The sequence below is a fragment of the Oceaniglobus sp. K40-3 genome (assembly GCF_055808395.1).
Genome location: NZ_JBVVRW010000004.1, coordinates 126,282 through 147,706, shown reverse-complemented (window position 1 = coordinate 147,706; position 21,425 = coordinate 126,282). Strand labels below are relative to the sequence as shown.

The 21,425-nt window shown below is 61.5% G+C and carries 25 protein-coding genes and 4 pseudogenes; 17 read left to right on the top strand and 12 right to left on the bottom strand.

Features of this window, described 5'->3' with window-relative positions:
- Window positions 1–143: 143 nt before the first annotated feature.
- The 8 genes and pseudogenes from AC0L7P_RS20130 (at window position 144) to AC0L7P_RS20095 (ending at window position 7,916) form a co-directional block, all read left to right on the top strand.
- Window positions 144–1,082 (top strand): sugar-binding transcriptional regulator, encoded by a 939-nt coding sequence (locus tag AC0L7P_RS20130; RefSeq protein WP_473435906.1) that lies wholly within the window; start codon window positions 144–146, stop codon window positions 1,080–1,082.
- Between the two features lie 46 nt (window positions 1,083–1,128).
- Window positions 1,129–2,381 (top strand): annotated as a pseudogene (locus AC0L7P_RS20125) (class II aldolase/adducin family protein).
- A gap of 30 nt (window positions 2,382–2,411) precedes the next feature.
- Window positions 2,412–3,964, top strand: a pseudogene (gene lsrK / locus AC0L7P_RS20120) (autoinducer-2 kinase).
- Window positions 3,965–3,974: 10 nt separating this feature from the next.
- Window positions 3,975–4,280 (top strand): antibiotic biosynthesis monooxygenase, encoded by a 306-nt coding sequence (locus AC0L7P_RS20115; RefSeq protein ID WP_473435905.1) that lies wholly within the window; start codon window positions 3,975–3,977, stop codon window positions 4,278–4,280.
- Between the two features lie 172 nt (window positions 4,281–4,452).
- Window positions 4,453–5,040 carry a HupE/UreJ family protein gene (locus AC0L7P_RS20110; RefSeq protein WP_473435904.1) on the top strand — a complete coding sequence of 196 codons (588 nt, stop codon included), beginning with the start codon at window positions 4,453–4,455 and terminating at the stop codon, window positions 5,038–5,040.
- A gap of 31 nt (window positions 5,041–5,071) precedes the next feature.
- The gene (locus tag AC0L7P_RS20105; protein WP_473435903.1) at window positions 5,072–5,647 is read left to right on the top strand and encodes a HupE/UreJ family protein; all 576 of its coding nucleotides are present in this window, start codon (window positions 5,072–5,074) and stop codon (window positions 5,645–5,647) included.
- A 2-nt stretch (window positions 5,648–5,649) separates the two neighbouring features.
- Window positions 5,650–6,864: a tetratricopeptide repeat protein gene (locus AC0L7P_RS20100; protein WP_473435902.1), complete on the top strand. Its 1,215-nt coding sequence runs from the start codon at window positions 5,650–5,652 to the stop codon at window positions 6,862–6,864.
- A complete protein-coding gene (locus AC0L7P_RS20095; protein ID WP_473435901.1) occupies window positions 6,861–7,916 on the top strand; it encodes a HupE/UreJ family protein in 1,056 nt (351 codons plus the stop codon). The genes AC0L7P_RS20100 and AC0L7P_RS20095 overlap by 4 nt, the downstream gene beginning before the upstream one ends.
- 72 nt (window positions 7,917–7,988) lie before the next feature.
- On the opposite strand, the gene AC0L7P_RS20090 is transcribed toward AC0L7P_RS20095, so the two are convergent.
- Window positions 7,989–8,471 (bottom strand): prepilin peptidase, encoded by a 483-nt coding sequence (locus AC0L7P_RS20090; RefSeq protein ID WP_473435900.1) that lies wholly within the window; start codon window positions 8,469–8,471, stop codon window positions 7,989–7,991.
- A 177-nt stretch (window positions 8,472–8,648) separates the two neighbouring features.
- On the opposite strand from AC0L7P_RS20090, the gene AC0L7P_RS20085 reads away from it, so the two are divergent.
- Window positions 8,649–10,277, top strand: coding sequence for a DUF4331 domain-containing protein (locus tag AC0L7P_RS20085; RefSeq protein WP_473435899.1), 1,629 nt, complete (start codon window positions 8,649–8,651; stop codon window positions 10,275–10,277).
- A gap of 23 nt (window positions 10,278–10,300) precedes the next feature.
- Window positions 10,301–10,498: a hypothetical protein gene (locus tag AC0L7P_RS20080; RefSeq protein ID WP_473435898.1), complete on the top strand. Its 198-nt coding sequence runs from the start codon at window positions 10,301–10,303 to the stop codon at window positions 10,496–10,498.
- Window positions 10,499–10,588: 90 nt separating this feature from the next.
- Here AC0L7P_RS20080 and AC0L7P_RS20075 read toward each other — a convergent pair whose 3' ends face one another.
- The 5 genes from AC0L7P_RS20075 to AC0L7P_RS20055 are packed head-to-tail and all read right to left on the bottom strand — an operon-like array spanning window position 10,589 to window position 13,050.
- Window positions 10,589–10,810, bottom strand: coding sequence for a hypothetical protein (locus tag AC0L7P_RS20075; protein ID WP_473435897.1), 222 nt, complete (start codon window positions 10,808–10,810; stop codon window positions 10,589–10,591).
- The gene (locus tag AC0L7P_RS20070; RefSeq protein WP_473435896.1) at window positions 10,807–11,451 is read right to left on the bottom strand and encodes a type II secretion system minor pseudopilin; all 645 of its coding nucleotides are present in this window, start codon (window positions 11,449–11,451) and stop codon (window positions 10,807–10,809) included. The genes AC0L7P_RS20075 and AC0L7P_RS20070 overlap by 4 nt, the downstream gene beginning before the upstream one ends.
- On the bottom strand, window positions 11,448–11,624 hold the full coding sequence (locus tag AC0L7P_RS20065) for a type II secretion system protein GspJ (protein ID WP_473435895.1): 177 nt from the start codon (window positions 11,622–11,624) through the stop codon (window positions 11,448–11,450). Before AC0L7P_RS20065 ends, AC0L7P_RS20070 begins: the two co-directional genes overlap by 4 nt.
- Window positions 11,621–11,971, bottom strand: coding sequence for a PulJ/GspJ family protein (locus tag AC0L7P_RS20060; protein WP_473435894.1), 351 nt, complete (start codon window positions 11,969–11,971; stop codon window positions 11,621–11,623). The genes AC0L7P_RS20065 and AC0L7P_RS20060 overlap by 4 nt, the downstream gene beginning before the upstream one ends.
- Complete coding sequence (locus AC0L7P_RS20055) at window positions 11,968–13,050, bottom strand: ABC transporter substrate-binding protein (protein WP_473436229.1); 1,083 nt, start codon at window positions 13,048–13,050, stop codon at window positions 11,968–11,970. The genes AC0L7P_RS20060 and AC0L7P_RS20055 overlap by 4 nt, the downstream gene beginning before the upstream one ends.
- 43 nt (window positions 13,051–13,093) lie before the next feature.
- Between AC0L7P_RS20055 and AC0L7P_RS20050 the strand changes: the two genes are divergently transcribed.
- A complete protein-coding gene (locus tag AC0L7P_RS20050; RefSeq protein ID WP_473435893.1) occupies window positions 13,094–13,765 on the top strand; it encodes a hypothetical protein in 672 nt (223 codons plus the stop codon).
- Here AC0L7P_RS20050 and gspF read toward each other — a convergent pair.
- Genes gspF through AC0L7P_RS20020 form a run of 6 tightly spaced genes read right to left on the bottom strand, consistent with a single transcriptional unit; the run spans window position 13,762 to window position 18,098 of the window.
- Window positions 13,762–14,979, bottom strand: a complete 1,218-nt coding sequence (gene gspF / locus AC0L7P_RS20045; protein ID WP_473435892.1) for a type II secretion system inner membrane protein GspF — start codon at window positions 14,977–14,979, stop codon at window positions 13,762–13,764. The two genes, AC0L7P_RS20050 and gspF, sit on opposite strands and share 4 nt — an antisense overlap.
- On the bottom strand, window positions 14,980–15,900 hold the full coding sequence (locus AC0L7P_RS20040) for a GspE/PulE family protein (protein ID WP_473436228.1): 921 nt from the start codon (window positions 15,898–15,900) through the stop codon (window positions 14,980–14,982).
- Complete coding sequence (locus AC0L7P_RS20035; protein ID WP_473435891.1) at window positions 15,783–16,493, bottom strand: GspE/PulE family protein; 711 nt, start codon at window positions 16,491–16,493, stop codon at window positions 15,783–15,785. Before AC0L7P_RS20035 ends, AC0L7P_RS20040 begins: the two co-directional genes overlap by 118 nt.
- Window positions 16,490–16,945 (bottom strand): type II secretion system protein GspM, encoded by a 456-nt coding sequence (gene gspM, locus AC0L7P_RS20030; protein ID WP_473435890.1) that lies wholly within the window; start codon window positions 16,943–16,945, stop codon window positions 16,490–16,492. The genes AC0L7P_RS20035 and gspM overlap by 4 nt, the downstream gene beginning before the upstream one ends.
- On the bottom strand, window positions 16,942–17,463 hold the full coding sequence (locus AC0L7P_RS20025) for a GspL/Epsl periplasmic domain-containing protein (protein ID WP_473435889.1): 522 nt from the start codon (window positions 17,461–17,463) through the stop codon (window positions 16,942–16,944). Before AC0L7P_RS20025 ends, gspM begins: the two co-directional genes overlap by 4 nt.
- Entirely contained in the window at window positions 17,415–18,098 is a 684-nt protein-coding gene (locus tag AC0L7P_RS20020) for a type II secretion system protein GspL (protein WP_473435888.1), read from the bottom strand. The genes AC0L7P_RS20025 and AC0L7P_RS20020 overlap by 49 nt, the downstream gene beginning before the upstream one ends.
- 76 nt (window positions 18,099–18,174) lie before the next feature.
- Here AC0L7P_RS20020 and gspG point away from each other — a divergent pair, with 76 nt between their 5' ends.
- The 6 genes and pseudogenes from gspG to AC0L7P_RS19990 form a co-directional block, all read left to right on the top strand.
- On the top strand, window positions 18,175–18,654 hold the full coding sequence (gene gspG / locus AC0L7P_RS20015; protein ID WP_473435887.1) for a type II secretion system major pseudopilin GspG: 480 nt from the start codon (window positions 18,175–18,177) through the stop codon (window positions 18,652–18,654).
- Window positions 18,654–19,133 (top strand): prepilin-type N-terminal cleavage/methylation domain-containing protein, encoded by a 480-nt coding sequence (locus tag AC0L7P_RS20010; protein ID WP_473436227.1) that lies wholly within the window; start codon window positions 18,654–18,656, stop codon window positions 19,131–19,133. Before gspG ends, AC0L7P_RS20010 begins: the two co-directional genes overlap by 1 nt.
- Complete coding sequence (gspI, locus tag AC0L7P_RS20005; protein ID WP_473435886.1) at window positions 19,130–19,492, top strand: type II secretion system minor pseudopilin GspI; 363 nt, start codon at window positions 19,130–19,132, stop codon at window positions 19,490–19,492. Before AC0L7P_RS20010 ends, gspI begins: the two co-directional genes overlap by 4 nt.
- On the top strand, window positions 19,489–20,364 hold the full coding sequence (locus tag AC0L7P_RS20000; RefSeq protein WP_473435885.1) for a type II secretion system protein N: 876 nt from the start codon (window positions 19,489–19,491) through the stop codon (window positions 20,362–20,364). The genes gspI and AC0L7P_RS20000 overlap by 4 nt, the downstream gene beginning before the upstream one ends.
- 2 nt (window positions 20,365–20,366) lie before the next feature.
- Window positions 20,367–21,059, top strand: a pseudogene (locus tag AC0L7P_RS19995) (secretin N-terminal domain-containing protein); the annotation flags it as partial.
- Window positions 20,974–21,378 (top strand): annotated as a pseudogene (locus AC0L7P_RS19990) (hypothetical protein); the annotation flags it as partial. The pseudogenes AC0L7P_RS19995 and AC0L7P_RS19990, both read left to right, overlap by 86 nt.
- Window positions 21,379–21,425: the final 47 nt, after the last annotated feature.

Genomic DNA, 21,425 nt, shown 5'->3' with positions numbered 1-21,425 from the left:
CCAACAGGTCGCGCCCACCCGAAACATCGCGCCCGGTGCGATGCAGATATTTTTTTGTTGAAGTCACAAGAGAAATGGATGAAAGTTGTGAGAGATCGAATGATATCGAAACACACATATGCTCAAATAGTTGAACCAACCGCATGTCAGATTCCAATTTCGACGCCACAATGCCCCCGGACGAAGAAAGCCTGCTGCCGCGGGTTGCGTGGTACTATTACCATGACGGCCTGACCCAGAACGCCATCGGCGAAAGGCTCGGCTTGTCGCGGATCAAGATTTCGCGGATTCTGGATGCCGGCCAACGCTCGGGGCTGTTGCAGGTCAAGATCAACTCCAGTCTTCAGGAAAGTTTCGAGATGGAGCGCGAAATCGCCGAGCGGTTTGGCCTTGATGAGGTGCGCCTTATCCCTGCGCTGGAAAATGGCGTGACAAGTGAGCGTCTGGGCCAGGCCGCCGCGCAATATCTGATGCAAAAGCTCCCGGCCAAAAGCATGCTGGCCGTGGGCTGGGGCGAAATGGTCAGCGCCGCGATTCAGCGTCTTGGCCATCTGTCCAACCAGCGACAGTTCGATCTGGTCGCCATGACAGGCGGCGTTCAAAGCTATGTGGACGGACTCAGGGTCGTGGGGCTGGGGCGGAAGATATATCTTGTACCGGCGCCGCTGGTGTGCAGCAGCCCCGAATTGACCCGCCAGCTTCTTGAGGAACCGGACGTCATCAATACCCTGAACATGTCGCTGGGCGCCGATTATGCCCTGATCGGCATCGGCGCGGTGACTGAAAACGCCAGCGTGCTGCGCGCGGGGCATATCCACCCATCAGAGCTTCCGGCCATGCGCCGTCTGGGCGCTGTCGGGGATGTGCTGTGCCGCTTTATCGACGAAAACGGCGAGGAACTTCCTCTTCCGGTTCACGACCGCGTGGTCGGTCTGCCCCTGAAAAAACTCACATCCACCACCCGTCTGATCGCGGCGGCCGCCGGCCCTGAAAAGCTTGCCTCGATCCGCGCGGCGCTCAATGGGCAATTCATCAACATCTTTATCACCGACGAAACAACCGCGGCCGCCCTGCTGTCCTAGCACCCCCGCCCTGCCGGGACCGCGCGAACGAAAGAACAATGAAATGATTCAATCCCGCTGGAATGAGCAGGACGAAAAGCGACTGACCCAAGATGCGCGCAGCGACGCCGAGCGTCAGCTTGCCCTGCGCGTCTATAGTGCGCGTCTGATCGGATCGGACCCCGATCTTGTTCTGCATGGAGGCGGCAACACCTCTGTCAAGATGACCGTGACCGATACCGACGGCGCCCCCCTCGACGTGATCCACATCAAAGGCAGCGGGCACGATCTTGCCACCATCGACGCAGCGGGAATGCCCGCTGTCAGGGCAGCCCCCTTGAGGAGTTCCGCGACCTGACGCAGTTGGACGATCTGGAAATGGTCGCCGGGTTGCGCCGCAACCTTCTGGACCCCACCGCACCGACGCCATCACTGGAGGCGCTGCTGCATGCCTATCTGCCCGGCAGGAATGTCGACCATTCCCATTCCACTGCCGCGCTTGTCATTGCCAATCAACCCGACGCCGCAGATCTGGCGAAACAGATTTATGGCGACACACTCGCGGTGGTCCCCTATGTGATGCCCGGTTTTGAACTGTCGATCGCCGCAGACCGGATATTCCGCAACGCCCCCGCCGGGGCCGAGGGCCTTTTTCTGGTCAACCACGGCCTGTTCACCCAAGGCGAAACGGCGCGTCAGTCCTATGACCGGATGCTGAATGCGGTAACGGCAGCCGAATCATTCCTTGCCGGTCGCAACATCGCCGTTGGCCTGCCCGAGGGTCATGACACCGCGCGCGACGCACAGGCGAAACCGATAGCGGCGAAATTGCACGACGCCCTGGACCGCCATGGTCTGGGTCATCTGGATTTCCGCAGCACCCCGTCAATCCGCGCCTACAGCCTGCTGCCCGACCTTGCAGAGATCAGCGCCCGGGGAACGGCCACGCCCGACCATGTCATCCGCACCAAGCCCTTTCCGCTGATCCTTGCCGAAAATGCCAACGCCAAGGATGTGGCCGCCGCATTCGACGATTTCGCACAGCGGTATCGCGAATATTTCGACCGGAATGCCGCCCTGGCTGATGACCCGAAAACCATGCTCGATCCTTTGCCCCGGGTGGTTCTTGTTCCCGGCCTGGGGGCGTTCGGCATTGGCAACAGTGCCACAGCGGCCCGGATTGTCGCGGATCTGGTCGAACAGACCGCGCGCATCATTCTGGCCGCCGAGACGCTCGGTCGTTACACCCCCATCGGCGACGCCGAACTGTTCGAGATGGAATACTGGTCACTGGAACAGGCGAAGCTGAAGAAAGACTGAGATGTTTCAAATGTTAGGGAGGCATATAGCATGTTGATGGCAATTGATGCCGGCACCGGCAGCGCCCGCGCAGTCCTGTTTGACACGGACGGCACAGAAATCGCCGCCGCACAGGAAGAGTGGCATCATCTGGAAGATGCACGTTACCCCGGGTCCAGCGATTTTGACATCGCGACCAACTGGGCGCTGATCTGCCGCTGTATCCGCAAGGTTCTGGCGATATCCGGGCGATCTGCCGATGGTATCGTCGCAATCAGCGCCACCAGCATGCGCGAAGCTTTCGTGGCCTATGACGAAACCGGTTCTGAAATCTGGGCCTGCGCCAATGTGGACAGCCGCGCCTCTAACGAGGTGCGCGAACTGACAACCAGCAAGCCCAGATTGCAGGCCCAGCTTTACGAAATCAGCGGCCAGACCTTCGCCCTGGCCACCCTGCCCCGCCTTCTCTGGCTGAAACGCAACATGCCCGATGTGTTTGGCCGGGTCCGCCGGATTTCGATGCTGTCTGACTGGATTCTTGCACGGCTGAGCGGCGAATTGTTCAGCGATCCGACCAATGCAGGCACAACCGGCCTGTTGTCACTGGAAACCCGCGACTGGAACCGCCCCGCGCTTGATTTGCTGGAAATGCCGGCGGATATCCTGCCGCCGATTATCGAACCGGGCGGCGTGATCGGCAAACTGACCGGCAAGGCAGCATCCGAAACCGGTCTGAAACAAGGCACTCTGATCGTTGCGGGGGGCGGTGATTGCCAGATCGGCAGTGTCGGGCTCAATCTGGTGCGGCAAGGCGATTGTGCCGTTCTTGGCGGCACCTTCTGGCAGCAGTTGGTCAATGTTTCCAGTGACCTGCGCGATCCGAATATGGATCTGCGGATCAACCCCCACGCCATTGCGGGCCTGAATCAGGCCGAGGCGATCAGTTTTTTTGTCGGCCTGGCCATGCGGTGGTTCCGTGACAGTTTCGGCCAGGAGGAATTGCGCAAGGCCGGGGAGATCCGTCACAGGCCTATACCCTGCTGGAGGCCCTGAGCGCCGATATTCCCGCCGGGTCCAATGGCATTCTGCCGATCCTGTCGGATGTCATGCATTATGGCCGTTGGTATCACGCCGCCCCGTCCCTGCTGAACCTGAGCCTGGACCCGGTCAGATCCGGCAAGGGTGCGATTTTCAAGGCGCTACAGGAAAATGCGGCGATTGTGGCCTCGCTTAACCTGCGTCGGGTGTTTGCCTTGGCCAAACAGGTGCCGGACCGCGTTGTGTTTGCGTCGGGCGCCGCGAAAAGCGACCGTTGGTGCCAAATTCTGAGCAACGTCACCGGCCTGACCGTCATGGTGCCCAAGGTAACCGAGGCCACGGCCCTGGGCGGTGCGGCGGCCGCCTCGGTCGGGGCCGGTCTTTACAGCGATCTGGGCGAAGCCGGCAGCGCCATGGTGCGCCCCGACCGGGAATACACGCCCGACCGCGATCTTGTCAGCGTCTATGACGACATTCGCGAGCGTTGGCAGATCGCCTATGCAAGCCAACTCGCCCTGGTGGATCAGGGCGTCACGACATCAATGTGGAAAGCCCCGGGGCTGTAGAGGAAAACTCATGTTCGTCCAATTTGTCACTATCAACGTAAAACCCGGCTTTGCCGCAGAGTTCGAAAAGGCCTTTCGCATCAATTATGACGGTACACGAGGCGAACCGGGCAACCTGCGCTTTGACGTTCTCAAGAACCATGATGATCCGAACCGATACACCATCTACGAGGTGTTCCGGAACGAAGAAGCATTTCAGGCCCACAAGAAAACCGACCATTACGCCGAATGTGTGCGCCTGATTGATCCGATCATCGTGCTGCCGCGTCCAAAACAATATTTCGATGCCGTCATGTTTGACATCGAAACGCCCTGACATGGTCAGAACGCTGCCCTCGCGCGGGCGGGCGGACGGCGGGTGAACGGACCCGAAAACACCGGGAAAAACGTTCATCCGGGCCAAAATCGCCTGCCATGAAACTTTTCGCTTTTCACTGACGTGGTTGTGATGGCACGGTCGGAAAAGTGCATTGGGAGATAGGCGGATTATGACCAGACATTTCATTCTATGTAATTACCTCATCGTTGCGGCACTGAGCGCGACACCCGCCCTTGCCCACGTCGGCGGCGATATTGGCGGGTTTGAAGCGGGGCTGATGCACCCGATTTCAGGGCTTGATCATATCGTCGCCATGATCGCAGTTGGCCTGTGGGGCGGTATCCTTGGGGCGCCGGCCATCTGGCTGTTGCCTGTCGTGTTTCCCCTGGCCATGGCCGTTGCCGGTGCTGCCGGTGCTGCGGGCATCCCCTTACCGGGGGTTGAGGTTGGTATCGCCTTGTCAGGCGTTATCCTCGGGCTGATGGTCGTGTTTGCTGTCCGGGCGCCGCTTTGGATTGCGGCGGTTATCGTTGGGTTCTTTGCCGTATTCCACGGCCATGCGCATGGCGCCGAACTTCCGGCCTCGGCCAATCCGATCGCTTACGCCGTGGGCTTTGTGCTGGCGACCGGGGTTCTGCACCTGATCGGCATCGCCATCGGGCAGGTTGGCAAATGGCCCATCGGGCGCATCGCGGTGCGCATCTGTGGCGGCGCCATCGCGCTGGCCGGCGGTGCTTTTCTGATCGGCGCTGCGTGAAAAGGGGTGCCTGCTGCTGCCGGTCGGCGCCTTGCTGGCCGGCCCTGCGCAGGCCCATGGGGCGCTTCCGGGGGGCGGTGGCTTTTACGCCGGCATCGCCCATCCCTTTCTTGCCTGGGAACATCTTTTGTTGGTTCTGGCGCTGGGGCTTTTGCTTGGGCGTCATACGCACAGCAAAAGGCGGCCCGCCCTTATCCTTCTTGCCGCCGCACTGGGGATCGGTCTGTCACTGCAAAGCGCCGGGGTGTACTGGATCTATGGACCCGCAGCCATTCTTGGGCTTGGCGTCGTTCTGGGGGGGCTGGTCGCGGCGGATCTGCGTTTGCCCGCCTTTGCGCTTGCCGCGCTCGCGGTGGCATCCGGGGCGATGATCGGGCTTGATACCGGCGTTCCCGCACCGACCAGTACGAACATCGTGGCGATCTGCGCACCCTATGCCGGTGTGTTCGTGGGGGTCTTCCTGATCTTGCTGAACACCGTGGCGCTGACATCGCTTGCCCTGCGCCCGCCCTATACGATTGGCGTGCGCATCGTCGGGTCCTGGGTGGTGGCGGCCTGTCTGATGGTTCTGGCCCTGACCATGCGCCAGCTCATTACAGGACCATAGAGGTGACGCAGATTCAGGGCCAACGCAATCTGTCTGGCACGGTTGTAATCGTCGCTGCCGCAATTCTGCTTGTGGTGCTTGCCGCCGTATCCGTGCGGCCGGATGGTGGAGAAGGGACGCCAAGGACCGACGACACCGTGGTCGCGACGCTTCAGACTGCAAAGCGCCAACACTCCCCCGAGCTGCTTGGCAGTCTGCGGGCAAGCCGGGCCAAACCGGACGATCTGCCCCTTGCCAAATCCGCGGCGCGCATCCTGATTTCCGAAGGGCGCGCACAGGGCGATTCCCGGCTGGTGGGCGGGGCCATCGGCATATTGCGCCCTTTCCTGGCCAACCCCGACGCCGAAACACTGTATATAGAGGCAACGGCGCGCCAGTATCAGCATGACTTTGACGGGGCACTGGGCCTTCTTAACCATGCAATCAAACTCGACCCCCGCGACGTCAACGCCTTGCTGACCCGCGCCACCATCCACACCGTTCTTGGCCGGTTCGATGTGGCAGTTGCGGATTGCCACCGGATTTCCCGTCTGCAACGCCCGCAGGTCGGGCTTTTGTGTCAATCGACCGCGCTTTTGCTAACCTCACAGGCCCCCGCGATCGCCCAGCGGCTTGGCGCACTGCTGAGCCGCCCAGGCCTGCTCAACCCGGGGTTGACAGGCTGGGCGTCGGGGTTGCTTGGTGAAATTGCGGCGCTGCGCGGTGATGATGCAACCGCACGCACATGGTTTGAGGCGGTTCTGGCGGAAAATCCGGCGGCGATCCGCGAACGATTGCTTCTTGCGGATCTTCTGTTGCGGCAGAACGCGCCAACAGAGGTTTTGACCCTGCTCGCCGCCGCGCCGGATGTGGACGGCGTTCTGATCCGGCGGGCGCTGGCCGCGCGTCAGTTGAACCGGCAATCCATCGCCCCCCCGGCAACCAAGGAAATGGCGCGCCGCGTTCGCCTCAACCTTGATCTGGGGCTGAAGGCCCACGCGCGGGAAGAAACCATGTATTTTCTCTGGCTCGCCGACGATCCCGGCGCGGCGCTGGCACGGGCAAAGGTGAACTGGAACCTCCAGCACGAAATTGAGGATGCACAGCTTTTGATTGATGCCGCCACCGCCGCCGGGCAACCCCAAGAGGCCGCGCCGGTACTTGACTGGATCAAGGCACAGGATGTTTCGGTCCCGACCCTGCGCATTCCCGATGCCGTTCGCCAGGCAGCCCAATGATGCGGCTTTCATCTCTTTGCACCATCTCTGTCGTCTGGCTGGCGCTGATCCTGTCGTTCAGCGCGCCTGCCCATGCCCATGAAACCACCCGGTCCTATGTCACGATTCAGCGCAGCGGCGCCGCAATCGACGCCCGGTTTCGCGTGGCGTTTCGCGATGTCGAGGTGGCCGTCTGGATGGACGAGGATCTGGATGGCAAGATCACCTGGGGCGAGGTCCGGCGCCGCCAGGATGCGGTTGCAGCATTCATTCAGGCCGGTTTTTCCCTTGATGCAGAAGGGCCTTGCGCGCTGACCTTCCAGCGGGCCGACACCTCGCGCGAGGGGGGCGTGGATTATCTCGATCTGGAGATGTCAGGCACCTGCCCCAGCGCAACCGCCGCGCTGACCGTCAGATCGCGCCTGTTTTATGACATCGACCCGGATCACCGGATGTTTGTGTCTGCCCTTGTTGCGGGCCAGACCACCACGACCGTCCTCAGCCGGGATGACCCAGAGGTGGTTGTTTCCGGCAATTCAGGGGGGATGCTGGCCGCATTCTGGAGCTATTTTCAAGCCGGGGTGGAACACCTGTTAGAGGGCGCGGACCATATCGTGTTCCTTTTGGCGCTGATGCTGCCCGCCGTTTGCGGCGCACAGGGGCAGGCGCGCAAGGCGGCCATAGGCGTGCTGACCGCGATCACCGGATTTACCGTCGCCCATGCGATGACCCTGACGGCGGCCACGACCGATCTTTTGCGGCCGCCGACCGACCTGATCACGATCCTGATCGCCCTGTCCATTGTCGTGACGGCCGTGGACAATATCAAACCGTTCATTCCGGCGCCGCGCGCTGCTGTGGCTGCATTTTTCGGCATCATTCACGGTTTTGGCTTTGCAACGGCCCTTGGCGCCCTGCAACTGACGGGGGGCGGGTTGGCCGTGGCCCTTGTGGGGTTCAACATCGGGATCGAGGCGGCGCAGGTCGGCATCGTTCTGATCACCATGCCCGCACTCTTTATGCTTCGGGGGGGTCGGGGGCTTCTTTGGGGGGCAGCCTGGGCGCCGGCGTGATCGGGGTTTACTGGCTTTGGGAAAGGTTGGCGCCGCTGGTCTGAGGCGGGAACCGGGCCATTCATGCTGTATCTACAACCACTCTGGCACAATCGGCCCGATGACCCACAGCAGGAAAAACCCAGCGGCAAGCCATGGACCGAATGCAAGGTTATCCCTGGCACGCAACCCACCCGCCAGCGCAAAGACCAAGGCGCATCCGGCAGACACCAGCACCACCAGCGGCAATGCACCAACCCCAAGCCAGGCCCCCGCCGCCGCCAACAGCTTGGCGTCGCCCATGCCCAACCCCTCGGCGCCGCGGGCGCGGAAATAAACCGCACCGATCACCCAGAACACCAGATACCCCGTGATTGCGCCCCAGATCGCGACTGTCGGCAATCCCCCGACGCCATAAGCGTTTATCCCGAGACCCAGCAAAATCAACGGCAGGGTAAAGCGGTCGGGCAAGCGCCGCGTTCGGATGTCGATCACGACAAGGCGGGCCAACACCCCCCCAAGGACAAGCGTGGCGACCGCAAATAAAACCGGCGGTAGATTTGACAAGCTGTTCATCCCGCCTACTTTTTCATGACCACCTGAGAAAACAATAAAATCTTTTTGGCAATTTCGAAACTATTCCAGGGTGCGTCCGTGGCTTCGATTGTGCGGGAGCATCTTGTTACCGACCGCAGTTCGATCTTGCTCTGAAAGAGCAACGAAAGCCTTGAACGCATACACTGGGAGTGAAAAATGAATATTTCCATCCACACTTTGTTACGGGGCACATGTGCAAGCGCGCTGTGCCTGACTGCGACATTGGCATCCGCGTCGTCACACCGCGAAGCGCCGGGCATCACCGAACAGCCCAAGATCGACGCGACCGATTTTTACATGTTCAAAAGCTATGAACCGGGCCGTGGCGATTATGTGACGCTGATCGCCAACTATCAGCCCTTGCAGGCGCCCAATGGTGGCCCGAATTATTTCACGATGGATCCTGACGCGATCTATGAGATTCATATCAGCAACGACCACGACGCCGAGGAAGAAATCACCTTCCAGTTCCAGTTTGACAACAATCTGCGCGACAAGACCGGCATCCAGCTGGATATTGGCGGCGAAATGGTTTCGATTCCGCTGCGGGCTGCGGGTCAGGTCACCAAGGCACAGCCAAACGCGGGCCTGGGTGAAACTGAAACTTATACAGTCACCAAGATCACCGGTGACCGGCGCAGCGGTGAACGTGCGGCGTTAACCAACGCCAGCGGCGCGACCTTTACCAAACCGCTGGATAACGTCGGGAACAAGACGCTTCCCAACTATGCCGACTATGCCAATGCCTATGTTTATGACAACGTGAACATCCCTGATTGCGACCCGGGCCGTGTCTTTGTCGGCCAGCGTGCCGAAGCCTTTGCCGTGAACCTTGGCGAAATCTTTGACCTCGTGAATCTGGTGCCGATCCAGGGCCCCGATTCCGCCGCATGGCCCCAGTACAACGATCCCAATTTCAACCCGGGCGGCATCGTGCAGGATCGTGCAAATGACGATCTGATCGGCAAAGCGAATGTCACGGCGATCGCTCTTGAAGTTCCGATTTCCTGTCTGACCCAGGGTGACGAACCGGTGATCGGTGCCTGGACCACCGCCAGCCTGCCCCAGGCCGAGCTGGAAGACCCAAGCCCGAGCTATGAGGAAACGTCGAAGTATGGCGGCGCCTGGGTGCAACAATCGCGCCTGTCGAACCCGCTTGTGAACGAAGTGGTGATCGGCCTGCCCGACAAGGATCTGTTCAACGCAGCCGAGCCGACCATCGACGAGGCACTTGCCGTTTATGTAACCAACCCGACATTGCCCGCGCTGATCAACGCATTGTTCAACGCAAACAGTGAATTCGGGACCGACAACATCGCGCCGTCCAACTTTCCGCGCAATGATCTGGTTACGGCATTCCTCAGCGGTTTCCCGGGTGTGAACCAGCCACAAGGCTTTGACCCGGAAACCGATCTTTCGGAAATGCTGCGCCTGAACACGACGTTCCCGGCAACACCCGCCGCGCAACAGAACACCTTTGGCCTTTTGGCCGAGGATCTGGGTGGGTTCCCGAATGGCCGTCGCATTGGCGATGACACGGTTGATCTGGCGCTGCGCGTCATGATGGGCCGCCTGTGTCACAATGTACCCCTTGGTCAGGAAGTCAGCGGCGACCCGACTGCCGAAGACAGCATCAACCTGGGGTTGTGCGGCGAGGGTGATCCTGCCACTATCGCACCTGCGGGTCTTGTTCCGCTGACCGATGGCGCGCCCCTGCGTGCGACCGAGTTCCAGACCGTGTTCCCCTATCTGAACACACCGCTGGCCGGTTCGCCCGATAATTGATTGCAACGGAAAGGAGAATTCCAATGTTGAAGAATATCTCAATCCTAGCGGTCTGCGCCGGCATCCTTGTCGCCTGCGGTAGCGACGGGGTGGCAAATGGTTTGGAAAGTCTGGGGGCTGACTTTGCCCGCATCTTTGGACAAGACCGAAACGACGAACCGCTTCCCTTGGGAAACATCGCGTTCAACCTGACGCCAGAACGTGAACCGTTCAACCCGTAACGGGATTCAGGGCGCGCCCTCCCTCGCGCCCTGATAAACTGCAACGCGACTGTCCCTCGGGATGGTCGCGTTTTTTATTGCGCCGCAGGGTCAGGGGCGCAGAGGTGGCGGCGCCAGCGGTTCGCGATCCGCCCAGCCGCTGCCGAATTTCCGCGAAATGACAAAGACGTTTTTCTGGCCAAGCCGGGTCTTGCGCAAAAGCCGCGAGGTCAGCGTCAGGCTGACACCATCCACCTCTGCGGTGCTTCGCACATCGAAAATCTGCGAGGTGAACCCAACGCCGTTCATCGCAATCACGCCTGCGTCGGTCATATCCCCCGGGTCAAAAACCCTTTGCGTTCCCGGGATTTGACCAATTGCCGCGCGCTGCTGGCCGAGCCGAGCACAGCGGCAATCACCACCTCGCTGGCTGTGTTCACGTTGATGGGTCCGGCCTGGGGCAAGAGGCTTACATAGTCGGACAGAACCGCGCGGTCCTGTGCATCCAACCCGTTGATTTCAGATAAATCCTGAACCGGGCCGCGCTGCACCAGTTGCGAAATTACTTCTGCCGCAACCCGGTCGGGCAGGCCGATCGCCTTGGTCAGACGAGCAAACATCTGTTGTTGCGCCAGTCGCCCGGCGGCGAGCGCGTTAAGATCAAACCGTGACCGGGCATCCGTGACCGAGATTGAAAACCTGCCGCTGGCCAACGCCACCTCTTTCTGCGTGGCAAGCGCCCAAGGTTCTTGAAAATGATCGGTGTCGGGCGCGGTTACCATATCGCGGCGCAATGCCGTCACCAATGATGCCTCTGCGCCCAACGTCAGGGCTTCGGCCTGGGTGATGTCCGCCGCGCGGCGGGTGCGATCCGTCAGGTTTTCCTGTGACGTGAACATCAGCACGACAATCGCCGCCCCGATCGCCAGAGTGACCAGCACGCTTACCAGAATGACGCCCGAATCCTGTTTCATTCGGGGAACGGCTGCGGCAGTGCAACCAGCCGCCTGAGGGTTTCGCCGCCGGCAAGGTGAATGACCATATCCACGGCCAGCGCCGCGCGCGCGGTTGCGTCGGGCCAACTGTCGCGCCATTCCCGGTCCGGGTCGAGCACCCGAAACCGAACGTCTTTCACATCGCCGATCAAGGCCTGTTCAAGGGGGAGCCGGCGTTTTTCTCACCTATTTGACGGTGCAAATCCTGTTCGCTCAAACGATAGCTTTGCTGTTCACGCCCGCCCGGGCCAAGCGCCGTCAGCACGTTATCATCAAGCGTGATCGCCTTTGGGTCGCTTTGGGCCATGTCCCGGCCAAAAATCAGAAGGGCGCGGTCCAACCGGGCCAGTCGTTCCAGCCTGCCGTCGGTGCGTTCGCGCACCTTCAGGATCGTATCCAGCGTTGTAAAGGACGCCAACCCAACCAGCGCAAAGATCACAAGGGCCACCAGCATTTCCACCAGGGTGATGCCGGCCTCATGATCCCGCGGCCCGTTCATACGGAGGTGGACCCGATAAGGTTGGTTGCGCTGCTGGTCACGCTGAGAATGGCAAGGGCGCGTTCACATTGGCCGTTCTTCTGAAACCGGTACGGCCCGAGAACCCCGTCAAACCCCGCGTCGCGCAACAGCCCTTTTTGATTTTGCCGCCCAAGACGGCCAAGGATGCGGGCCATTTCAACCACATCAAACGTCAGCCCGGCGACCACGCCCGCATCGCTTTGCCCGGCTTTCTCAAGGGCGGTTGCGAAGGCTTCGAACTGAATCGGGTCGGGGGCGGCAAACCATCCGCCGTGCAAGGCCGAAACCCGGTAAGGTGTGATCGAGCCCCATTGTTCCGACCCCAACAACTGAACCCCTGCCTTGCTGAGCGCGGCTGCCTGTTCCTTGAACGGGCCACCAACAACCGGCAGATAGACCGCATCCGGCAATTTGCCGCCGTTCGCATTTTGCACCGCCGCCACCGCGCCCGAACCGGACGCAAGGGTCACGGGTGCGGGCATGGTTATGCCTGCGCTGGCCGCCACGGATTGGGCCGCCGCCGCAGACAGGGCGCCAAACGCGCCCGGCGGCACGAGCGTCACGATATTGCGCTTGCCCCGGCTGGCGGCAAAGCCAAGCACCGACTTTGCCGATTGCATCGGCGTTATGCCAAAGACAAAAAGGTTTGGCGCTGCGATCGAACTGTCATTGGACAAGGACACAACCGGCACATTGCGCCCGACGGCATTGGCCACCGCAACGCTTTGCCCCGAAAACAGCGGCCCGAGAATCATTTGCGCCCCGCTGGCAACGGCGGCTGTGGCGGCTCTTACGGCTGTTGCGTCATCGCTGCCCGCATCCACGACGGCAACTTCCGCATCGGCGCCCGTGGTATTGCCCCCAAGGCTTGCGGCGGTCTCCATAATCTGGCCTATTGCACTGCGCGGCCCGGACAGTGGGGCCAGCAATGCAGCCTTTCCCACGGTGCCCGCTGGTGGCAGATCATCCTGTCCGCCCAGAGAAAGCCCGCTACACCCCGCCAAACCAAACAGAGCAGATGACCCACCCAGACCCAACAGCACCCCCCGACGAGACATCACCCCCCGGACATTTCGCGGGCGTATTCGGCTGGCGATTTCAGTGATCCTGTTGGCATGTTTTGCGTTCCTGATTTATGCGGCGGCGATGTTGGTGACCCTACCTGTTTCTGCCCTGCGCGAAGTTATCGCAATCCCCGGGCAAGTCACAGGTTTATATGGTGGCGTGTGGCAGGGTCGCGCCAGTCTGAGCGGCGGATATTCGCTTGACTGGCAGGTGCGCGGCTGGCCGCTGTTTGCCGCACAGGGTGTGGCAGACTGGACATTGCAGGGGCCTGACACGCGGCTTACGGGGGTTGCGACCATAACCCCATGGTCGGTCAGCGGCACCGATATACTGGGGCGTGCCGGCCCCGGGCTTCTTGCTCTTTTCCCTGATATGGCGCTGAAAAACTGCACCTCGCGCGCGGTCGTCGATGTGCAGGAGGTGGCGTGGTGGTGGCGCGGCGCGGTGGCGGCCTCTGGCGCTGTTTCGTTCGATGCGGGCAGTTGCCAGGATTTTCTGGGCCGCGACACCAGCGTGCCGCAGATGACCCTTGATCTGAGCACCCAACAATTTGACGCCATCGGCGCGTTGCGCGACCGGGACGGCAGGCTGGCGCAGGTCACGGTATCGGGCGACCGGCGCATCATCCTGCGGATCGAGCCGGAAGGCGCCACGCTTGTTCCCGGTATGCCGACGGGTGGTCCCATGGTGGTTGAATATCCGTTCTAGTTCACCAGATTGTTCAGGTTCACGATGGGCAACAGGATCGACAGAACCAACAGCATCACGATTCCGCCCATCACCAACAGCACCGCCGGTTCGACCAGCGCCACCAAAGCCGCGACCAGCGCGTTAAGATCCCGTTCCTGATCGTCTGCCGCGCGGCTCAGGGTATCGCCCAGCACTCCGCCCGCCTCGCCGCTGGTGACCATGGCGATCAGCATGGGCGGGAAAACCCCGGCCTCATCCAGCGCCCGTGACAGGGCCATCCCTTCGCGCACCCTTGCGGTTGCCTGGGTAACCTTGGCGCGAATATGCAGGTTCGGCACAGTCCGCGCCGCCGCCGCCAAGGCATCGACCAGCGGAACGCGGCTGACCGTGAGCGTGGCCAATGTGCCGGCAAATTGCACCGCATTCACCTTGAGCGAAAATCCCCGCGTCAACGGAAAGCGCGACAAGAACCGATGCCAGCGCAGGCGAATGTCCGGCTGGCGCAAAAGCGCGGCAATGGCCATCGCCACTCCGGCAAGCCCGCCAGCCACGACCAGCCCCCATTGATTGATGACGCTGCTGACGGTGATCAAGGCGCGGGTCAGAAAAGGAAGCTCGGCGCCCCGCGACGTGAACACCCGCACAATATCGGGCACCACAAAGGTGAGCAGCGCGACGATCACCAGCAATGAAACAATGGCAAGGATGGTTGGATAGAGCAGCGCCAATTGCACCGTCTGGCGGTTCTTGGCGCGGGTTTCCACAAAGCTCGACAGGTGGTCCATGACCTGCCCCAACTGGCCCGATGTTTCGCCCGCCGCCACCGAGGCGCGATAAAAATCGCCAAAGGTTTGCGGATAATCCTCCAACGCCTGCGCGAAACTGCGCCCTTCCAGAACCGAGGCGCGCAGGTTCAGCAACAGCGATGAAACCGCCGGTTTGCCGCTTTGGTCGGCCACGGTTTTAAGGGCCTGTTCCACCCCGATCCCCGACCCGACAAGGGTTGCCAACTGCCGTGTCAGCAACGTAAGCGCGCGGCGGGAAATGCGCGATTTTCCGATCAGCGATGCCGATGATTTCGTGCCTTTGCGCGCGGCGGTCGGCTCAACCGAAAGGGGCGCGAGATTGATCTTGCGCAGGGCACCGCGCGCCGCCGTGGCGCTTGCCGCCTCAATGATCCCCTTTGAGGCTTTTCCAGTCGAATCAAGGGCATGATAGGCGAAGGCGGGCATCTATACCCCCGCCAAATCGTCTGGCACCGCTTGCGCAACGGCATCTTCGTGTACGGCGCGCGCCACCTCTTGGGCGGTGGTCAGACCGGCGCGCATCTTTTCGATCCCGTCCCCCAGAATCCCGGGCGCCCGTTTGCGCGCCTCGGCCACAAGCCCCGCTTCGGATTGGCCCTCATGCATCAGCCGCTCAAGCGCCTGGTCAATCTCGATCACCTCGTAAAGGGGCAGACGCCCGCGAAATCCGCTGTCCTGACAGGCATCACAGCCTTTGCCCCTTTTAACAATGGTGCCCGGCGCGATGTTATGGGCCAGCAGCTCAGTTTCAGCCTGGGTGATTTCATGATCCACCAGACATTCGGAACAATTCTGCCGGACCAGCCGCTGCGCGATCAGGCCGCGCAACATCGGCGCAAGAAGAAACCGTTCAACCCCCATTTCCACCAGACGGGCCACGGCCCCGATGGCGGTGTTCGTGTGCAGGGTCGAAATCACAAGGTGGCCGGTCATTGCGGATTCAACCGCAATCTGTGCCGTTTCCCGGTCCCTGATTTCGCCCACCATGATCACATCCGGGTCTTGGCGCAAAATCGCCCGCAGCCCCCGGGCAAAGCTTAACCCCGTTTTGGCGTTCACCTGCATCTGGCCCACACCATCCATGGTGTATTCGATGGGGTCTTCGACGGTCATGATATTGCGCTGCCGGTCATTCAGCATATCAAGCCCGGCATAAAGCGTCGTCGTTTTCCCCGAGCCGGTCGGGCCAGTAACCAACATCATGCCGTCGGGCCGCGCCAGAATGCGTTTCAGCGCGGCAAGGTCACGCGCGGACAGGCCAAGGTGATCAATGCCGCGCAGGGTTTGCCCCCGGTCCAGCAACCGCAGAACGACCCGTTCGCCAAATTGCGACGGCACGGTGGAAATCCGCACGTCAAGATCATACCCCCCACCCGCAGCGACACCCGGCCATCCTGGGGCAGGCGTTTTTCCGCAATGTCGAGTTTGCCCATCACCTTGATCCGGCTGACCAATAACGGGGCCAGTGCGCGTTTCGGGCTGATCACCTCGCGCAAGATCCCGTCAACGCGAAACCGCACCAAAAGGCGGCGTTCCTCGGTTTCGATGTGAACATCCGATGCGCCATCCTTGACCGCCTCAAGCAACAGCGCGTTGATCAGGCGCACCACGGGGGCGTCGTCATTCTGTGCCAGCAGATCGTCAACCGAAGCGGCAGTATCGGCCAGCGTGGCCAGATCGTCATCGACGCTTGCCGCAACCTGCGCCGCCTCGGACGAAGAATCGCGGTACACCGTACCAAGGGCTGCCTCAAATTCGGCGGCCGAAATCTCTTGGAATGTGAGGGGCGTGGCGCAGATTCTTTGCGCCTCGATGAATGCCTCGAACGGGGCGTTGTCGCGGTAATGGCAAACGGCGCCAGTTTCGCCTGCCACCAACACGACACCGCTACTTTGGGCATACCCATAGGCAAGACGCGGTAAATTTGGCTGATCACTCATGGTAACCTTTCCAGCAACAAACGGGCCGAGACAACGCCGGGTTCGGGGCGGCGATCAATCTGGATGGATTTGACCGTAACATCGTGCAGATCCTCCAGATCGGCAAGCCAGACCAAAACGGTGGAAAAGGCCGTGTCGTCCAGGGTCACGCGGCTGCCTTGGCCTTCGGGTTCGATGCGCCGCAGGGTCAGCCCCTTTTCGCTGGCGGAACTGGTGATGCGGGTGGGCAGGGGGGTGTCATCGCGCAGTTTCGGTTCCGGCACGCCGCCCCGCCGGGCAAGGGCCGCCGTATCCTGCACCAGCCGGAACGCGGAAATATCGGCGCGCGCCTGATCCTGCGCCACCTGCATCGGGGACCAGACAAAATAATATCCGGCGACGACCAGCGCCAGAGGCAACACCATCACGATCAGCACCTTTTCCCGCGCGCTGAGTTGGCTGAAAGCACTCATTGTTCAGTTCCCCTGTTGATGCGCATTTCCACCTCGGCGCCGCCATTGCCCGCATTTGCCGCCCCGCTGCGCACGGCGAACCCGCTGGCCTCCAACGTCTGCTGAACCTTCTGCAATTCCTCCAGCCCCTCGCCTTGTACCAGCGCCACAAGGGTGTTTTCCTCGGCCCCCCAGGCAAGCCTGCGAAAGCTGACGGTCGTGTCAGCGTCGGCCAAAGCTGCCGTCACGTCGTTGAGCAGGGGTAAGAAACTGCCTTTCGCCGCGCCCGCGGTTTTCGGTGAAAGCCGCGCCAGGATCGGGGTGATGTTTCCATCAATGCTGACGCCCGGCAGCGGCTCTGCGATGGCAAGCTGGGCCTTTTCACGTTCTGCCCCGGCAATCCGGCGCAACCCCATGGTATCCAGCGCCGACAGACCAAGTTGCAGAACAAGCGCAACAGCGACGGTGATGATCGCCCCCCGCCAGAGGCTTATGCCCGACGTTCCCGGCTTGCGCATCCGCGCAAAGCTGAACGCCATATCGGCGGGGTCAGGCGGCGGAGGCGCTGTGGATATATCCTGCGCAGGCAGGTCTTTTCCCAATGGCGCCCCAAGGGATTGCAACGCCGGGTTGCCCCCCGTGCCCACATGATCGCAAACATATCCATGGTCGCCGCAAAGCCAGAGCCATCGGAACAGCGCACCACCACCCGGTCGCCTTCGCGCCAGACGGACCAGCACGGCCCCAAACCCGCATCCGGACGGGGAATCATCAGGAATTCCGGCAAAAGCGGCGCATCGACAGCATCGAACCCCGCCAACACATTTCGCGCGATTACAAAGGCCAGAACCGCCCCCGGCGTGTCAGATTTCAGCGGTCCCTGGACAACCGCAACCGTTTCGATCGGCGCCGCGATGCGATCTTCCACGGCGTATGTTATCAAGGCGTTGCGTTGTTTTGCCGTCGATTTCGGCAAGGTCACGACGTAACTTCCCACCAGTTCTGCCGGGACCAGCCGCAGCGCCGGATCACGCGATGTTTCGCTATAGCGCGCGGCGCGTTCAAGCAGGGCCGTGGCGGGTTTGAACCTCAAAGCGGCCTGTGTATCTGGCCCGCGCACAAAAACGGGTTGCCCGGAGGCATCGTTTGACGCGGTAACGCTTTGATTAGTCACGAATTATTACCTTTTCATCCCACCTGTTCCTGCGATAGTATCGACAAAACCACGCAGCAGATAGGGAAAGAGTTTCATGGCGCATTGGCAAAGGTTGCAGCGGCGCATCGCAAGTGCCGCATCATCCGGACGCGTGCCCGATGCCGGTGTCACGCTGATCGAAATGATGGTTGTGTTGGTGATCATCGCGCTGGTGGCTGCGATCATCGTGCCCAATGTGATCGGTCGCCCGGACGAGGCGCGCGTGACTGTCGCGCAGGCCGACATTCGCGCCGTCGGATCGGCGCTGGAACTTTACCGCCTTGATAACCAGAATTACCCGACCACCACGCAGGGTCTCAAGGCATTGGCCGAACGCCCCACATCCCCGCCCGAACCGCGCAATTGGGTCAGCGGCGGGTATCTGGCCGCGGTGCCGGTTGACCCATGGGGCAATGAATATCTTTACCGCTCGCCCGGTGACAACGCCGGGTATGATCTGATGTCGCTGGGGGCCGATGGCGCCCCGGGCGGAGATGGCACGGCGGCAGACATCGCCCATGGTCAGACCAAGTGATGCACCCGGCCCCGCCAAAACGCAACGGCACAGCAGGCGTGACCCTGATCGAGGTGCTGGTGGTTCTGGTGCTGATCGGCATCATGGCCGGGGTCGTGGGCCTGAGTCTGGGCCGCGTCGGGCGTGGCGATGTGGCCGGGCGCGAGGCCGATCTTCTGGTCGCGCGGCTGAATCGCGCCGCGGATGAGGTGATTCTGACCGGCCAGCCGCTCAGTTTCGTCTGGGGCCAGGATGGGTATCGTTTTGCAGTGCGCAAGGAACAGGAATGGGCGCCGCACCCCTTGGCGATCCTGCATGATCTGCATGTTCTTCCCGACACTGTAACGATTTCCCAGGCCGCAGGCGCGATGGTGCTGGGCGATGATATGCGCCCGGTTCCCGACGCGCCGCTAACCCTTACGCTGGCCGGGCGCAGCGGGCTGCGGGAAACCATCCGTTTCGATGGCATCAATGCCGTGCGGATCGAGAGTGACCTATGACCCGCCAGGCCGACGCAGGTTTCACCCTGATCGAGGCCTTGGTGGCCATGGCTGTTCTTGCGCTGGGGGCGGTATCCCTGCTGTCAGCGACAGAGGGGCACGTCCGGCGCATTTCGGACCTGAGCGACCGGGTTGCGGCACGCTGGGCCGCCGATTATACGCTGTCCACCTTGCGCGTCGGGCTGACCCCGGAACCGGGCAGCATCGAATTCAACGGCATCACGTTTGACGTGACCACCGAACGCAGCGCAACCGACGATCCGGCCCTTGAAAAGGTCACGATCACGGCGGTCAAGGCCGGCGAGGATCAACCGTTGTATCTGTTGGACGGATATCTGGACGTAGGAGAACCTTCATGACGGCGGGCGCACGCAGCGGGCGTTGGATTCGCCTTTGCCTGATTCTGATCGCCGTCGGCAGTGTCGCGGTGATTGGTGCGCAGGTCACCTGGCACCTGTCGGGCCATGACCGGGTGATTCCCCCCGTCGCGGTGTTGAGCGAACAGAAAACAGACGCCGCGCCGCAGACCGATCTTGGCGCGGCCCTTGCGCTGGCGCCTTTTGGCACGGCCGCCGTGCCCTCCAGCGAACCGGATGCACCGGCGGCCACGCTTGATCTTGTGCTGCTGGGGGTGATCGTGCGCGATGACCCGGACAGATCGCTGGCGCTGATCCGCGTGGCCGGAGAAGAAAGCAACTATCGGGTTGGCGAAGACCTTGCCCCCAACACCACAATCACGGAAATCGTACAGGACAGGGTTGTTCTGGACGTGAACGGCAAACGCCAGACGCTGTATTTCGCTGGCGCGGAAATCGCCGCCGAAACCGAAACTGTACCCACCGGCACCGAACGTCTTTTGGCGCTTGCCACCTCGGGACAGGGCACGTCGATCAGCGAAAAGGTGGATGCCGCACAGCGCGCACAGCCGGTCACCACGCAGGATTACATCGACATGTGGCGGGATCGCATCAATGCGAACCCGGCTCAGGTTTTGGATGAGATTGGTTTGGTTCCAAGCGAAAATGGCTATATTATCGCCGACAAACACGACGTGGGGGTAAACCGCGCCGGATTAAAGGCAGGTGATATCGTGACCAGTGTGAATGGCCAATCGGTCGGTGATGTGGAAAAAGACCGCGCGCTTTACGATGTGATTGCCGAATCCGGCATGGCCCGAATCGAGATCGAAAGGAACGGCCGCAAAATCATGATGTCGTTCCCCCTCCAGTGAGCATGTTTTTCCGCCACATCTGCGCCGCGCTTCTTGTGCTGCATCTGCTGCTGCCTGCCCCGGCGCGGGCGCAGGAAACCTTTGTGATCAATCTGCGCAAAGCCGACATTTCGGCGCTGGTCGAACAGATTTCCGAAATCACTGGCCGCACTCTGGTGCTTGATCCGGGGCTGACCGGCGACGTGACCGTCGTTTCGGCAGAGGCGCTGGACAAGGATGGCGTCTGGTCGCTGTTCCAATCCATTCTGCGGGTCCGGGGCTTTGTCGCTGTGCAGGCCGGAACCATATGGCAGGTTGTCCCCGAGGGCGAGGCGCGCACGGTCAGCGGCACCTTGTCCACGGAAAAGGAAGACTCTGGCAGTCAGGATTTCATGACCAAGATGCTGCGCCTCAATCGCCTGCCCTCGGCCGAGGCGGTGCGCGTTCTGCGCCCGCTGATCGCCGATGCGGGCTATATCGAAGCGGTGGAAGACCCCAACGGCGTGGTCATCACCGATACCCGCGCGAATGTTGACCGGATCGTCGCCATCGCGCGCAGCTTTGACGGCGACACACAGGTCACATCCGAGGTTTTGCGGTTTCGCAGCGCCGACGCCGCCGCCGTGGGAAATGCAATTCTCGAAGTGCTTGGCCCGGCAGGGACCGGCGCGCGGCTGTCGGTTGATCCCGGATCGAACCTTTTGCTGGTGCGCGGCACTCAAAAGGACATCGCCGAAATCCGCAGCCTTGCCATTGCCATGGATGTTGCCCCCCGGCGCGATCCGCGCGCCGCAGTGGGCACCACGGTTTTCAACCTTCAGTTCGGGGATGCCGCCATTATCGCCGAGATCCTCAAGGGCACTGTTGGCGATGCCACAAACATCACCAACGCCGTTGCCGCCGATGTCGGCGCCGCCCCCCGCCGAGGAAACCCCCGAAGGCCGGTTTGTCGCCCTCGATCAGGCGACAGAGCCGGACGCCGTAACGATTACCGCATCCGTTGCCACCAATTCGATCATTGTGCGCGGCACCGCCGCACAGGTGCAGGAAATCGGGCAATTGGTTCACGCCCTCGACGTGCG

What these genes read in the sequence shown, in the direction of transcription:
- AC0L7P_RS20130 (WP_473435906.1), top strand. Translation starts at nt 144, where the DNA reads ATGTCAGATTCCAATTTCGACGCCACAATGCCCCCGGACGAAGAAAGC.
- AC0L7P_RS20115 (WP_473435905.1), top strand. Translation starts at nt 3,975, where the DNA reads ATGTTCGTCCAATTTGTCACTATCAACGTAAAACCCGGCTTTGCCGCA.
- AC0L7P_RS20110 (WP_473435904.1), top strand. Translation starts at nt 4,453, where the DNA reads ATGACCAGACATTTCATTCTATGTAATTACCTCATCGTTGCGGCACTG.
- AC0L7P_RS20095 (WP_473435901.1), top strand. Translation starts at nt 6,861, where the DNA reads ATGATGCGGCTTTCATCTCTTTGCACCATCTCTGTCGTCTGGCTGGCG.
- AC0L7P_RS20090 (WP_473435900.1), bottom strand. Translation starts at nt 8,471, where the DNA reads ATGAACAGCTTGTCAAATCTACCGCCGGTTTTATTTGCGGTCGCCACG.
- AC0L7P_RS20085 (WP_473435899.1), top strand. Translation starts at nt 8,649, where the DNA reads ATGAATATTTCCATCCACACTTTGTTACGGGGCACATGTGCAAGCGCG.
- AC0L7P_RS20080 (WP_473435898.1), top strand. Translation starts at nt 10,301, where the DNA reads ATGTTGAAGAATATCTCAATCCTAGCGGTCTGCGCCGGCATCCTTGTC.
- AC0L7P_RS20075 (WP_473435897.1), bottom strand. Translation starts at nt 10,810, where the DNA reads ATGACCGACGCAGGCGTGATTGCGATGAACGGCGTTGGGTTCACCTCG.
- AC0L7P_RS20070 (WP_473435896.1), bottom strand. Translation starts at nt 11,451, where the DNA reads ATGAAACAGGATTCGGGCGTCATTCTGGTAAGCGTGCTGGTCACTCTG.
- AC0L7P_RS20060 (WP_473435894.1), bottom strand. Translation starts at nt 11,971, where the DNA reads ATGAACGGGCCGCGGGATCATGAGGCCGGCATCACCCTGGTGGAAATG.
- AC0L7P_RS20055 (WP_473436229.1), bottom strand. Translation starts at nt 13,050, where the DNA reads ATGTCTCGTCGGGGGGTGCTGTTGGGTCTGGGTGGGTCATCTGCTCTG.
- gspF (WP_473435892.1), bottom strand. Translation starts at nt 14,979, where the DNA reads ATGCCCGCCTTCGCCTATCATGCCCTTGATTCGACTGGAAAAGCCTCA.
- AC0L7P_RS20035 (WP_473435891.1), bottom strand. Translation starts at nt 16,493, where the DNA reads ATGAGTGATCAGCCAAATTTACCGCGTCTTGCCTATGGGTATGCCCAA.
- gspM (WP_473435890.1), bottom strand. Translation starts at nt 16,945, where the DNA reads ATGAGTGCTTTCAGCCAACTCAGCGCGCGGGAAAAGGTGCTGATCGTG.
- AC0L7P_RS20025 (WP_473435889.1), bottom strand. Translation starts at nt 17,463, where the DNA reads ATGGCGTTCAGCTTTGCGCGGATGCGCAAGCCGGGAACGTCGGGCATA.
- gspG (WP_473435887.1), top strand. Translation starts at nt 18,175, where the DNA reads ATGGCGCATTGGCAAAGGTTGCAGCGGCGCATCGCAAGTGCCGCATCA.
- AC0L7P_RS20010 (WP_473436227.1), top strand. Translation starts at nt 18,654, where the DNA reads ATGCACCCGGCCCCGCCAAAACGCAACGGCACAGCAGGCGTGACCCTG.
- gspI (WP_473435886.1), top strand. Translation starts at nt 19,130, where the DNA reads ATGACCCGCCAGGCCGACGCAGGTTTCACCCTGATCGAGGCCTTGGTG.
- AC0L7P_RS20000 (WP_473435885.1), top strand. Translation starts at nt 19,489, where the DNA reads ATGACGGCGGGCGCACGCAGCGGGCGTTGGATTCGCCTTTGCCTGATT.